The following is a 15045-nucleotide window of genomic DNA, read 5'->3' as shown; positions in this document are numbered from 1 at the left end:
CCGACAATCGTGCCACCGAAATGAGAGGCAATCCGCCATCGGCCAGTGGGCTAGTGCTGGCCGGCGTTATGTGCGGCTTGAGTTTCCTGTGCGCATTCGGGAGCGCGTTCGCGCAATCGCCTGAGGCCGCCGCATCGGCGTCCGAAGACACCGCCGAGCGACGGTTCACGTTTGATATTCCCGCACAACCCCTCGATATGGCACTGGACAGGTTTTCCACGGTTTCGGGCCGCGCCGCTGTGTTCAGCAGCGCGCTTGTCGCCGGGCGCACCGCCACCGCCGTGTCGGGGCGCTTCACACCGCTCGAAGCGCTGCGTCAACTGGTCAGCGGCACGGGACTTGTCGTGGAGACTGCCAGCAGTCAGGGCGTGACCACCTTCGTGCTGGTGCCGGGCGGCGCGGCCACACTCGAACGGGAGGCGCGCCAGCGCGCCGAGCGAGCGCGTCTGGCGGATTACGACGCGCTGGTGCAGTCCGAAGTCTGGCAGGCAATTTGCGACAACCCACGCACGGCACTCGCGCGCTACCGGGCGCTGCTGCGCTTTCGGGTCGCACCGGACGGGCAGGTTGTCGACGTTACGATCCTGTCGGCCCAATCGACTCCATCGGCCTCATCGGCCAAAAGCGGGCCACCCATGAGCCGGCCGCTGATCGACACGCTATCGCGTGTGCGTATCTCGCAGCCGCCGATGCCCGGCCTCCCGCAGCCCATCGCCATGCTGATCCTGCCCGAATCGCCCGACGGGCCTGCCTGCCGCCCCGGGGGGCATCAGCCATGACCGAGGAAGTCCGGCTGGCGCTGATGGCCTATCTGTCAAAGCGCTATGGCGATCTGAAGCGTCATCTCGTGCGTTCGCTGCGCAACCCGGAGCTTGCCGAAGACGCGCTGCACGACACCTGGCTGCGGCTCACGCGGTTAGAGGATCAGGAAACGGTGCTCAATCCGCACGGCTTCCTTCTGCGCATGGCAACCAACATCGCCATCAATCATCTGCGCAGCCATAGCCAACAGGCGAGTGCGAGCGATATCGACGAAATTCTCGAAATGCCGGACCCCGCGCCGGGCCCCGAGCAGACCGCCGATGCGCGCGCAGAGATGGAAGCGCTCATGCGTGTCATCGGCCGATTGCCGCAGCGCCGGCGCGACGTGTTGTTGCTCGTGCGCTGGGAGGGCATGCCGCAAAAGGACGTCGCGGCACACCTCGGCGTGTCGGTGAGCGTTGTCGAGCATGAGTTGCGGCGGGCACAGGCATTTTGTGCCGAGCACATGGCCGCGCGAACGCCACCCCCACGGCCGTCAAAAAAATCTGGCGGAAAAGTGTGACGAAAAATGTCATCCATATGAAGGCCAAAAAAAATTATGCCCGGCGAATGAGAAAAGCATGGGCACCCGAAAGCACGGGGTTACAAAACCGAACACGCGACATGCATCACCATGAGAACACCATTGCCACCTGGATATCCGACTGATTCGAACGGCCCGGCCGAACCGGGACGTTCGCGCGACGACGTACTCCGTCAGGAGGCCCGCGTCTGGCTCGCACTGCTCGCGGGCGGCGACGTGCGTCAGGTCGATCTGCACGCGTTCCGCCGCTGGCAGGGGGCAAGTGTTGCGCACGCCGCGGCCTTCGACGAGGTAAAGCGCCAGTGGCATGCCATGCGTCCTGCCATCGGCGAGCTGCTGCGCAAGGACCCGGCGGTGGCGGCGCGTCACCGGCGGCTGATCGGCGGGGACGTTGCCGCCGGTCGCCGTGCCTTCCTGGTCGCCGGTGCGAGCGTCGCGGCGGTCGCGGGCGTGGCCGCCGTCTATCCGCCGCTGGGGCTGTGGCCCGCGCTGCGGACCTGGGGGGCCGATTACCGCACGGCGACGGGTGAGCAGCGAGACGTTGCGCTGGCCGGGCGAGTCAATGTCGTGTTGAACACGCAGACGAGCGTTCGTCAGCAGGCGAGCGCCGATGGCGCACGTGGTCTGAAGCTGATCACCGGGGAACTCGCAGTGGACATGACCGCGGCGCGTGACCCGTTCGTCGTGGTCGCGGGGGCTGGGCGCAGCGTGGCGACGGCGGGTCGGTTCGAAGTCCGCAACCTTGACGGCCGCGTCTGTGTGAGCTGTCTCGAAGGCACGGTACGGGTGATGCACCCGGCTGGCGAGCGCCGATTGATTGCGCGCGAGCAAACGGTCTATCGCGACGACGCCATCGGTGGCGTGGCAGGCATCGAGCCAGCAGCCGTGTCGGCATGGCGACGCGGCGAACTCGTGTTCCGTGAAACCCCGTTGGTGAAGGTGGTGGAAGAGATCAACCGGTATCGCCCGGGCCGGGTAGTGCTGATGGCGGACTCTCGTCGCAATAACCCGGTGAGCGGGCGCTTCGCCATCGCGATTCTCGACGAGGCGCTGCTTCAGATCGAACGCTCGTTCGGGCTGAATTCGCGTGCGTTGCCGGGAGGGCTGCTGATTCTGAGTTGATGCGCCCAAGCGCGCCACGATGGGTTCGTCGAAAAAAGTTGGTGGTTTTTGTGCAGTGCACGTGTCTTTAGGAAGACGAATCCACCATGGGCTGAATCGAAATGAACACAGTCGGGCATCAGGGCGCAGCAACGAGGTTTTCACGACGCCGCACGCAAAGCACGCGGCGCTTCCTTCCGATGTCGCCCGTGATGCAAGCGGTCGCCGTCATGCTCGCGACCGGCGGCATCTGGGGGCAAGCACACGCCCAGCAAGCGTTCAGCAACGCATGGTTTGGCGCACGCGGTGCCGCGCAGGCGACCGCCACGCAGACGGGGCGTCTGCCCAACGGTGCCCCGGTGAGCTCGCTCATGGACCCGTCGGCGCAGCAGCAACAAGCAAACGCGCAGTTGCAGACGTCAATCGCCAATCTGAGCACGGCAGCACAAAGCATCGCCGCGATGCAGGCCGCGCAGGCGACGGCGCGCGCCGCAGCAGCCAATACCAACGCCACGATTCCCGACGGCTTGTTGGAGGGCGGCCTCAAGGTCGACACCAACAGCCTGACCAAAGGCTGGATCAACGCCAACGCACCCACGCAGACGGCGGCCAACGGCAAGACCAACGTCAACATTCAGCAGACGGCCGACAAGGCGATCCTGAACTGGGAGACGTTCAACGTCGGGCGCAACACGTCGGTGAACTTCCAACAGCAAAGCGACTGGGCGGTGCTCAACCGAGTGAACGATCCGCAGGCGCGTCCGAGCCAGATTCAGGGCCAGTTGCACGGCGACGGTACGGTGCTGATTCTGAACCGCAACGGGGTGATCTTTGGTGGCACGAGTCAGGTCGATACGCGCAACCTCGTGGTGGCGGCAGCGCGCATGAGCGACGCGCAGTTCACGAGCGGTCTCTATGGCGCCAACGGCACGACACCAAGCTTCACCGATGCACTGGGCAAGGTCGAAGTGCAGGCCGGGGCCACGATCACGACGCGCACTCCGACGTCGGTCACGCAGGGCGGCGGGTACGTGCTGCTGCTGGGCAAGGAAGTGAGCAACGCGGGGACGATCATCACGCCGCAAGGGCAGGTGGCGATGGCCGCAGGCGACAGCTTCGTGATTCGCAAGGGCGTGGGCACGGACGCGAATACGGCATCGACCACGCGCGGTAACGAAGTCTCGCCGCAGTTCGTGGCGCAAAGCACGGCAGGCAAGGTTGTGAACACGGGCTTGCTGATGGCGCCCGAGGGCGACGTGACGATGGCGGGGCGGGACGTGCAGCAACTGGGCGTGGCAGTCGCGACGACCACGGTGAACACGCGCGGCACGATTCACCTGCTGAATTCGGCGAGCGACACGTTGGGCAAGGTGACGATGGGCAGCGGTGCGCTCACGTCGGTGCTCATCGGCGATAACGGTGCGACGGCGCTCGACAGCCAGCGCGCCGCCATGATTCAGGACTCGGCAGCGCAAGACCTCATCCGGACGCAAACGGTCTCCGGCCTGTTCGATAACCTCTCGCGTCTGGGCGACCGCCGGGACCAGTCACGCGTAGAAATCGTCAGCGGCGGCAACGTCGAATTCCAGAGCGACTCGCTGACGCTTGCCACCGGTGGTCAGATCGCCGTGAGCGCTACCGGGCGAAGCCTCGTGGCCACGCGTGCACAACTCGATGTCTCGGGCACGGTGGGCGTGTCGCTGTCGATGGACAGCAACAACGTCAAAGTGAACGTGCAAGGCAACGAGCAGCGCGACGCACCGGGCAACCGCGACAACACTGCGCTGAACAATGCGAACGTGTACATCGATCGCCGACGTTTGATTTATGTCCCCGCGTCCGTCGGCGGGTATGCCAACCAACGCTGGTACACGGGCGGGGGCTTGCTCGAAGTCGGTGGCTATTTGTCGAACGTCGCGCATGGCATCGGCGAGTGGGCGGCGCAAGGCGGGACCATTGCACTGAGCGGCGGCAATGCCGTCACGCAGGCCGGTTCGGTGCTCAACCTCTCGGGCGGCTCGCTGAATGTGCAGACGGGGTATCTGAACCAGACGTGGCTTAAAGGCGTGGACGGTCAGATATACAACGTCAATTCCGCGCCCGCGAACATGATCTACACGGGCGTGTACACCGGATTTAGCGTGGAGCACCCGCGCTGGGGCACTACGGCGACGGAAAGCTACGCTAACCCGCTGATCGCGCCGCAACGTGTGCTGCAAAACGGCTACACCGTGGGGCGCGACGCCGGGCAACTGATCCTCGCCACGCCGAACGCATCGCTGGCGGGCGATGTGGTGAGCGCCACGTATCAGGGGCCATCGCAGGTCAAGGCTGCGCAGCCGGGGTTGGACGGATATCTACAGGGGCAGGGGGCGGTCGCACGGGGTGCCCAACTGGTACTCGGTAACTACACTTCCGCCGCCAACTGGGATGCAACGCTCGGACCGACCGGCGTCTTCTACAACCCCTCGCCAGTCGCGCAGAACATCGTGTTCACCGACGGGCCATCGCCGGTGGATGCGGTGGCAACGCCCGGCGTGCTCTCGCTCGACAGTCAATATCTGGGCCGCATCGGCTTCGGCTCGATACTCGCGGCGGCGGGACAGACACTCACCCTGACGGGTTCGCTAGCCGTCATGCCGGGCGGCACGATTGCGCTCTACGCGCCGCAGCTCGTCGTCGGTGCAGACCTCACCGCGCACAGCGGCAACATTCTGCTGGGCAACGTCTTCAACACGGTTTCGCAGACGGGCGTCACGGTAGAGACGGCAATTCGCAGTGCACAGGGCAACGCCACTGTGACCGTGGCGCCGGGCGTTAGGCTCGACACGAGTGGACTGTTGAGCAACCTGTCGCTAGACGCAGACAACGCCTCACTCGTGCCGTTTGCGAGCGGGGGCAGCGTGCGCATCAGCAGCACGGGCGACGTCAGCGTCGGCAGCGGCGCGCAGATCGACGTGTCGTCGGGTGCAGTCCTGCGTGCGAGCGGCGTGCCCGACGCCGCACAGGGGGGCAGTGTGACGCTCGCCGCCGGTCACATCGTCGACAACGTGGGCGGGCAGGGACGTCTCGACCTGCAAGGCGATGTGCGCGGCTATGGCGTAGCGGGCGGCGGCACGCTGACCATCGAGACCAGCGGCAATATCCTTATCGGCAAGGCGGCCAACGATGCCTCGGTGCTCACCGGCAACGCGGCACCGATCGCACTCGATCCCGGCGTGTTCAACACCGGTTTCTCAAACTATGTCGTCAATGCGCATAACGGCCTCGCGATTACCCCCGGCACGCAGCTCGACGTGAGCATGCCGGTACTGCGAATCGTCCCGGGCACACTCACGTCGGTGGCGACCGGCGGCGATCCGCGCGCGGCGCTAATGGTCTGGACGCCGCCGCTTTACACGGAATCGGTGCAGAACGCGACGCTTACGCCGCGCGGTGGCGCGAGCGTGTCACTGACCGCCGGCTATGTGCTCTCGGACGGCTCGGCGCCACTCACCATCGGGCAGGGGGCTGTGGTCAGCGTCGATCCCGGTCAGTCCATTGTTCTGAAGAGCGAAGACCAGTTGACGATCGACGGTACGCTCAACGCCTGGGGCGGGAGCATTGAGCTCGCGGCCACGGGTGCGACGGTATCGGGCTATCGCGACTCGCTCACCCGTTCAGTCTGGATCGGCGACCACGCGAAGCTCGACGTTGCGGCACGTCCGTATGTCGCCTACGACTCGCTCGGACGTGCCTATGGCGTAGCGGGCAACGGCGGCACCATCACCGTGGACCCGAGCGACGCCTTCGTGGTGATTCGCCCGGGGGCGATGCTCGACGCCTCCGGGGCGACGGCGGTGGTCGATGCCAACGCCGGCACGGCAACGAGCGGTCCGGCGCGGCCGGTCACGCTGGCGGGGACCGGGGGCAGCATCGCGCTGCACTCGAACAATGGCTTTCTGCTGGACGGCACGCTGCTCGCGCGCGGCGGCGACGGCGCTACCGGCGGCTCGCTCGGCGTGTACTTCGACACGCGGAGCTACGTCAATCCGGACGCCGCTACCGCCGCATTGCTCAACAAGCTTCACGACATCACGCTGGTGCAGCAGGCGCCCGCAAGCAATGCGGCCAGTGACATGGCACCGGGCACGGCGAGTCCGGCACTCGTGTTCGGCAACGCCGTTATCGGCGTGGACAAGCTGCATGCGGGCGGCTTCGACAACCTCACGCTCTCCACGCACGACCGGTTCGTGTTTCAGGGCGATCTCGATCTGTCGCTGGCGGGCAGCATCAATCTGAAGGGCGGTTTGCTCAGCGTGGCCGATGCCACACCCAACGCACAAGTGCGTATTGCCGCACCCTACATCCGCCTCGACGGCGGCTCGTGGGATTCTCCGGCAACCGTGGGCACCGTGCTCTTGCCCGGCCTTTACAGCCTGCGCGCGGGGCAGGCACCCGTCGGCGACAGCACGCTGACGTTCTCGGGCAAGCTGATCGACGTCGCCGGGAAGGTGGTGTCGGGCGCGAGTGCGCTCGTCGGCGTGGGCGGCGTAGGGGGCGTGACGTTCCCGGCGACCTACGTTGTGCAGAACGGATTCAGCGACGTGGTACTCAACAGTCAGGGCGACATTCGCTTGAACGGTGGTCTGAACGTCGCGGGCAATATCGACATGACGGCGGCGCAGATCTATCCCGTATCGTCGGCCTATGCGGCGGTGATAGCGGGCGACCAGTACGCGGGCATCGATCCCGGCAGTCGTCTGACGATCCGCTCGAACGGCAGTGGCGTGCCCACCGTGCCGTATTCGGCCTTTGGCCAGTTAGTGCTGCTCGGCGGCACAGTCGATCAGGGCGGCGTGGTGCGCGCGCCGCTGGGTACCATTTCGCTCAACACGACGGGCGGTAATCTCGGCACCGACTGGCAGAGCGTCGTGCTGCTCGGGCAGAGCACCACGGCGGCGATACAGACCGACCCGGCGGTCATTCTGCGCAGCGGCAGCCTCACGTCGGTGAGCGGTGCCGGACTCGACATGCCGTATGGCGGCACCTCCGATGGCGTTACTTACAGCGGCGCGAACACCACTGGGCGAAATACCACGCAGTTCAATCTGGCCGACACGTTTGTCACGCGCGGTGACAGCAGCGGCGCCAAGTCCCCCGATTCGTGGGTGCTGAGCACGGGCGTGAACATTGGGGCGTCGCGTCTGGTCGGCGAGCGCGGTGCAGTGCTCGATCTGTCCGGCGGCGGCACCTTGCGAGGTGAAGGGTTCGTCTCGGGGCGCGGCGGCTCGGTCAACGTGCTCACGACGCCGCTCGTGAATGCCAATCCCGTGCTCAACGCCAACAGCCGCGCCAGCGATCAGGTCTATGCGATCCTGCCCGGCTACGCGAGCGCCTACGCGCCAGTCGTGCTCGACAAGGGAGCGGGCGATCCGGCGGTGGGCAAGCAGATCACCCTCGGCGCGGGCGTGCCGGGGCTACCTGCGGGCACTTACACACTGCTGCCGTCGAGCTTTGCGCTCTTGCCCGGGGCCTATCGCGTGGAACTCGCGGGCAGTGTCGCGCTGCGCCAGGGCAGCGATGTGCCCGCCATGCTCACCACCAACGGCTCGTGGACAGCCACCGGCACGCAGAGCGTCGCCGGCACCGGGCAGCGTGACAGCGAACTCACGCGGTTGATCGTCACGCCGGGCGACACGGTACGCAAGTATTCGCAGTTCAACGAAACGACGTTCAGCGAATTTCTGCTCGCACAAGCGTCGCAATTCGGTGCGGTACGCCCGCGCCTGCCGGAAGACGGCAAGCTGCTCAGCATCAACTTCGTGACGGGATCGCCGACGACTGGCCCGCTCGACTTTGCGAGCACGGTGCGATTCGGGGGCACGAGCACGTCGAATGTGACCGGCGTCGACGGGGCCATGTTCATCAACGCCGGTGCCACGCCGATCGAGGTGCGCACGGCGTCGGCCACGCCGACGACGGGCACCGTCTCGCTTGTCGACCGCGATCTGAACGCGTTCGGCGCGCCCTCGCTCTCGCTGGGCGGCAACTGGACGTACTTCGACGGCCAGTCGTCCCTGGGCGACAGTGCGCGACTCTACTTCGGTCTGGACGGCAAGGAACATGGCGGCGTGACGCTGGGTCAGGGCACCACGCTCAAGGCAGGGCAGGTGTTTCTCGTCGGCCCGGCGATCGACGTGCAGACCGGCGCGAGCGTCGACACACGGGGCTTCAGCGGTAACGTCATCGATTCATCGCTCGGCTATGTCTATGCCACGGGAACCAAGGCCGGTCAGAACCTCACGTCGAATCCGGCACTGCTGGCCGTCGGTAACGGCTGGCTCGATCTCCTGCCCTCGGAAGGGTATGGCCAGATCCATGTGGCCGACGGGGCGTCGCTGCTGACGCAGGGAACGATTGCGTTCGCCGCCCCGGGCGGGTTGTCGCTCGGTAACGTGAACCTCGGCGCACGGTATCTGACCGTCTCGCAGAACCAGATCAACCTCGGCGACGCGACGGCGATGGCCAATGCCAACGCCGCCGGGGTACTGCCCTCGGGTTGGCAACTCACGCAGGACGTCCTCGACAAGCTATTGCACCCTTCCGCCACGTCGGGTGTGCCCGCGCTGGCGCGGCTCACGCTCTCGGCCGGTGGTGCGTTCAACTTCTTTGGGTCGACCACGCTCGACACGGGCGATTCACCGGTGCAGATGGTATTCAGCTCGCCGGCGTTCTATGGCCTTGGCGGCAGCAACGACGTGGTGCGCATTGCCACCGCCAATTTCCTCTGGAGCGGCATTGCCACCGGGGCAGGCACGGCGGCGCAGCCCTACCAGAGCCAGGCACCGTCGACCGTGCTTGCGGGTGGCCCGGGCACCGGCACCGGCAAGCTCGTGATCGACGCGAAGACCATCGAATTCGGTTACGACGCGCTCGCGCAGCCCCAGAGCCAGGTGGCGCTCGATCGCCTCGCGTTGGGTTTTTCCAGTGTGGCGTTGCAAGCATCGCAACGCGTGACGGCTAACCATCTGGGCACGCTGAGCGTGGCGGGCACGCAAGCGCCCAACGGCTCGCGCAGCGGCGGCGACCTCACGATTGTGGCGCCGCTGCTCACGGGCAAGGCGGGGTCCGCGATGACCTATACGGCGGTCGGCACGCTCTCTGTGAGCGCGCCGTCGGGCAGCAGTCCAGCGAGCACCACGAGCGAGACCGACCTCGGGGCGGCGCTCACACTGAACGCCCGCTCGGTGGCACTCGACACGGCCGTGGCGCTGCCCAGCGGCAAGCTCACCGTCAACGCCGACGGCACGATCGCGCTGGGCGCGAATGCCCAACTTGATCTCTCCGGCCGCGACAAGGTGTTCTACGACGTCACGAAGTCGAGCTGGGGTGGCAAGGTCGTGCTCGCGAGCACCAGTGGCGATATCACCCAGCAGACAGGCTCACGCATCGATGTGTCCGCCGCGAACGCCGATGGCGGCTCGCTGAGCGTGAGTGCACCGCAGGGACAGGTGAGTCTCGCGGGCACGCTGAGGGGCGCAGGGGGCACGGGACAGGCGAACGGGCAGTTCTCGCTCGACGCTGCGCAGGTGAGCGACGCGGGTTTCTCTGCCCTCAACGGGTCGCTCAACGATGGCGGCTTCTTCGGCGCGCGCACATTCCGGGTGCGACACGGCGATCTGAATGTGGGCGATGGCGTGCGCGCAGGCACCGTGAACATCTCGACCGACAACGGAAGCCTGCGCGTGCTGGGCACCATCGATGCGTCGGGCGCGACGCCGGGCGCTATCGTGCTGTCTGCATTAGGCGATCTGACCATTGACGGCGCCGCCGTCCTCGATGCGCACGCGACGCAACTGGCGACCGATAGCTATGGCGCGCCCATCGACGCGCAGAACCGTGCCAACGTCACACTCACCTCGACCGCTGGCACCGTGCGTCTCGGTGGCGGCGCGCGCTTCGACATGCGCTCGCCGGACGGCATCGCGCGCGGGCATCTGGAGATCAACGCGCCGCGCACGGGCGAGACGAGCGGTGATATTCGTATCGACGCGTCGGCCCGCCCGGACGTGCGTGGTGCGGCGAGCATCGCCGTAAATGGTTTCTGGACCTACACGCCGCTCGATGTCGGCCACACGATCACACAGGACAATGGCGACGTGTCCGGTAACCCGGTCGGCGCAGACGGCGTACTCGGCCTGAACCAGATCGACACACGCAACCGCCAGTTCATCGACAGCGCGTGGGCGAACGCCAGCCTGCAATCGCGGCTTGCAGGTCTCGCGGGCTACGGCGGCACCTTCCACCTGCGCCCCGGCGTCGCGGTGACGAGTCCGGGCGACCTGAACACGAAGGGCGACCTCGATCTGTCGGGGCTGCGCTATGGCCCCGGTGTCGTCGCGGGCGTTCGTGGATCGGGCGAACCCGGCGTGCTGGTGATGCGCGCTGCGGGCGATCTGAAGATCAACGGCAATGTGACCGACGGCTTCGCGCTGCCTGCGGCGTCGCCCGATGGCACGATTTACCAGACGGTACTCTCGGCGGTTACGCTCGCCACTCCGTACACCGTGGGCACGGGCGGCATGACGCTTGGCGCAGGCACGCAGTTGCCGCAAAGCGGCCGGCTGAATTTCGACGTCGCGCTGCCGGCGAACACGCAGATCTACCTCTCGAATACTGCGCATACGCCGATAGATCTGCTGCTCGGCGGCTTGGGCAATGCGAACCGCCTGAAGGCCGGGGTCGTCACGACGGCGGACATCATTCTGCCGGCCGGTTATGTGCTGAAGAACGGCACGGTGGTCGGGGCGGGCGGCTACACCATTCCCGCGGGCACCAACACCACGTCGCTCGTGGGGATCGTCGGCACGACGACGAACAATCTAGTGTTGCCCTCCGGCACGATTCTCAAGGCCGGCATGAACGCAATCCAGTTCAACGACGCGGCGGCCTATGCCATGAAGGTCAGGGCCATGACGTGGCCGGCGGGGACGGACATCTCGGTCATCAAGGGCTACACGTTCGCGGTCCCGGTCGATCTTGCACAAGGTAGTGTCCTGCCCTCGGGTATGTACGTGTCGACGGGAAGTGCGGCAGTGGGCAGCCGTCCGATCTGGGCGCTGGCACCCATGCTCGATCCGGGCACCGCATCGTGGTCGATGCGCCTGGTGGCCGGCAGCGATCTCACCGGGGTCGACAGCCGTGCGGTCCTCACGGCAACGCAGAACGGCGATCTGCTGCTGAACAATCCGTTCACCGTGAACGTGGCCGGGCGAGGCGTGGGCACGCCTGCCGCCGGGATCAGCGTGCTGCGAACGGGCACGGGCGATCTCGAACTCTATGCGGCGGGCGACTATCAGCAATCGTCGCCGTTCGGTGTGTACACGGCGGGCACCTCGGTGCCGGGCACGGGCGGAGGCACCCAATGGAATGCGGCGCGCGGCAAGCTCGCAGATGGCACGTATCTGGGCAATATCGTGGCGGCGCGGACCGACTACGAGGCCGCGCTCAACGCGCAGCGCATGTGGTTCACGCAGAACGGCGGTGATTTCACGCTGTCGGCGGGCGGCAATATCCTCGGCTGGCAGGATCCCAATTCGGAAATGGTCGGCACCTGGTTGCTGCGTCAGGGCGGTGCGGCGCTGGGGCAGGCCACGGCGTGGGGGATTAACTTCGGCACCTATGTACTCGACGGCAACGGCGTTGCCTCATCGTCGGCGCTCGGGCTGGCGGCTTTCTCGGGGATGGGCGCCCTCGGTGGCGGGCGCGTGAACGTGAGCGCAGGCGGCAATATCGGCGCTGACACCGGCACGTCGCAGCGAAACGTCGTCGTGGCCGTGGGTGGCTCCGGCCGCGTGTCGGGCAACACGCTTGTGCAGACGGGCGGCGGTGCGCTCAACGTGCGTGCGGGCGGCAGCATCTTCGGCGGCCTTTACGCGGATCTGCGCGGCAACACGTCGTTGCAGGCCGATGGCAATATCGGCGAGATACTGCTGCGCAACTATGGGGTGTCACTCGAACAGGATCCACGAGGGCTGAGCAGTCACACGGCTTACTCGGCACTCAGCCGTGCAGGGGTGGGGCTGGCCCCGGGCGACGGCACGGTGACGATCAATACGCTGGGCGACCTCGTCATGGGCAAGGTGATCGACCCGGGCCGCGCGGAGTCGCGCGTGTTGACCGAGGGGGTGTTGAACGGCGTGCCCACGAGCGCCACAAGCTGGTTCACGTTGTGGACCGATGCCACCCGTCTGATGCTGTTCTCCGCAGGCGGCAACGCATCGCCATTCGGCAGCGTCATCAACGAGCTCACCAATAATGCGATGTACCTGCCGCCAGTGCTCGACGTCACCGCAGCGGGCGGGAGCATCTATTACGCGCCGCGCCAGTCGGTCGACTATCTCATGCCGTCGCCGACCGGTTACTTCCAGTTCCTCGCGGCTGGTGGCGTCTCCGGCGTGGGGGCCAACAACGCCAGCAATTCCAGCAGTCCGTTCGGCACGCTCGGCACGTCGCTCTCGTCGATCGCCACGCCGTTCCAGCCCGCGTGGCAGACACCGACCGTCTCGAACTACTGGAACGGTGGCGTGACGTCGATCGACCCCACGGATTTTTCGACTATCTACGATACCCAGTACCAGTTGAGTTCGGGCATGTACTGGGGCGGAGGCGGCACGCTGTTCATGTTCGGCCCGAATACGGTGACCGATGCGAGCGCCGACGGCCGTGGCCAGATCTCGCGTGTCTACGCGCTCGGTGGCGACCTGCAAGGCGTGAGCATCGGGCAGAGCCGTACCGCCACGTCCGGCACGGGGGCGCCGGTCACGTCGTACTGGGCGTCGAAGCCGGTGCGGCTGATCGCAGGGGGCGACATCGTCAACAGCGGGGGGCTTATCAAGAACACGGACCCGTCGGATATCTCGATGGTGGCGGCCGGCGGCAACATCGATTTCAATGGCGCGAACGCCAGCGGCTTCACGGTCATGGGGCCGGGCACGCTGGAAGTCTCGGCGGGCGGCGACATCTACATGGGCAACGTGGCGAACCTCACGAGCTACGGGGCCATCGTGCCGGGCGACCACCGCCCCGGGGCCGGTATCGTCGTGCAGACAGGGCTTGGCGCCGGCACGCCGGGACAAGGGCAGACCGATGTGGCCGACTTTGCTCGCCGCTATCTCGATCCGGCCAATCTGGCCGACCCGAACCAGCCGCTGACGTCGCAGCCGGGCAAGGTTGCCAAAACCTACGATGGCGAGCTGTTCGCCTGGTTGCAGGCACGCTTCGGCTATCAGGGCGACCTCGCCCATGCGCTTGCCGACTTCCTCGCGTTGCCCTCGGAGCAGCAACGCGTGTTCGTGCGTGAGACGTACTACGCCGAACTGCTTGCTGCGGGCCGCGAGTACAACGACCCGTCGAGCAAGCGCTACGGCAGTTATGCGCGGGGACGTCAGGCCATCGATACGCTGTTCCCGAGTGTGGCGGCCGACGGCTCGTCGATCTCGCGCCACGGCAAGCTCACGCTGTTTCAGGGCAAGACGACCAACGGCGGTGTGCGCACCATCGCGGGCGGCGACATCGAACTGCTGTCCCCGGGCGGCAGCGTGACGCTGGGTATCGAAGGTGTGGCGCCGTCGAATGCCGCAACCACCGTGCCCGCCGGACTGCTCACGCAAGGCGACGGCAGTATCCGGATCTACAGCCTCGACAGCATTCTTCTGGGCCTCTCGCGCGTGATGACAACGTTCGGCGGCGATATTCAGGCGTGGTCTGCCGAGGGAGACATCAACGCGGGGCGCGGCGCGAAGACCACAGTGCTGTACACGCCGCCAAGGCGTGTCTATGACGCGTGGGGAAACGTCGCGCTCTCGCCCAATGCGCCGAGTTCGGGGGCGGGCATTGCCACGCTCAACCCGATTCCCGAGGTCAAACCGGGCGACGTGGATCTTGTGGCACCGCTGGGCACCATCGACGCGGGCGAGGCGGGGATTCGCGTGTCGGGCAACGTGAATTTCGCCGCGCTTCAGGTGGTGAACGCCGCGAACGTGCAGGTGCAGGGCAAATCCACTGGCCTGCCCGCGATTGCCGCGGTCAACGTCGGTGCGCTGACCAACGCGAGTGCGACGGCTGCGCAGGCTGCCACTGCCGCGCAGGACGCCATGGCGCGTGACCGGGCGGCGCAGCGTCAGAACACGCCGTCGATCTTCACCATTCGCATGCTGGGTGCCGGTGTGGCGCCGGCAGGTGGTGCGGACACACAGGGCGGCCGGCAGGACGGCAGTGCGTGGCAGAGCGGCGACGCGGCGGCGAATTCGCCCGCCTACGACCGCCGCAATCGCGTGCAGATTGTCGGGCATGGGGCGGATCTGAGCCCGCAGGCCATGTCGTTGCTGACCCCTGCCGAGCGAGGGCGGCTGGCACAGGCGCAGTAAGTCGGTCATGAGCCGGACGGATCGGGGCGCCGCGTGCGCCCCGATCCACTGTCAGACGTCTTCTTACATCGGATCGCTCGCTATGTAACAAAAAATTCATATCGGACTGCTAGCCTGCGCGGTGACTTCTATTTCGCACGCTACCCATAGCGGCCGCTATCGGCCCGGGCCCGTTGTGCGCCCAACGAA

The 15045-nt window shown here is 66.4% G+C and carries 4 protein-coding genes; all 4 read left to right on the top strand.

Annotated features, from left to right (window positions below; all coding sequences use genetic code 11):
- The coding region (locus tag CDV44_RS10425) for an STN domain-containing protein (protein ID WP_212677097.1) at positions 1–779 on the top strand (779 nt) is incomplete at its 5' end.
- Positions 776–1324: an RNA polymerase sigma factor gene (locus CDV44_RS10420; RefSeq protein ID WP_087687939.1), complete on the top strand. Its 549-nt coding sequence runs from the start codon at positions 776–778 to the stop codon at positions 1322–1324. The genes CDV44_RS10425 and CDV44_RS10420, both read left to right, overlap by 4 nt.
- A gap of 123 nt (positions 1325–1447) precedes the next feature.
- Complete coding sequence (locus tag CDV44_RS10415) at positions 1448–2467, top strand: FecR domain-containing protein (protein ID WP_170935935.1); 1020 nt, start codon at positions 1448–1450, stop codon at positions 2465–2467.
- Positions 2468–2646: 179 nt separating this feature from the next.
- Positions 2647–14856 (top strand): filamentous haemagglutinin family protein, encoded by a 12210-nt coding sequence (locus CDV44_RS10410; RefSeq protein ID WP_212677096.1) that lies wholly within the window; start codon positions 2647–2649, stop codon positions 14854–14856.
- Positions 14857–15045 lie beyond the last annotated feature (189 nt).

This window comes from Pandoraea sp. PE-S2R-1 (genome assembly GCF_002179865.1).
Lineage (GTDB): Bacteria > Pseudomonadota > Gammaproteobacteria > Burkholderiales > Burkholderiaceae > Pandoraea.
Note: the sequence above shows the minus strand (reverse complement) of the source record. Positions and strands in the feature narration are given on the sequence as shown.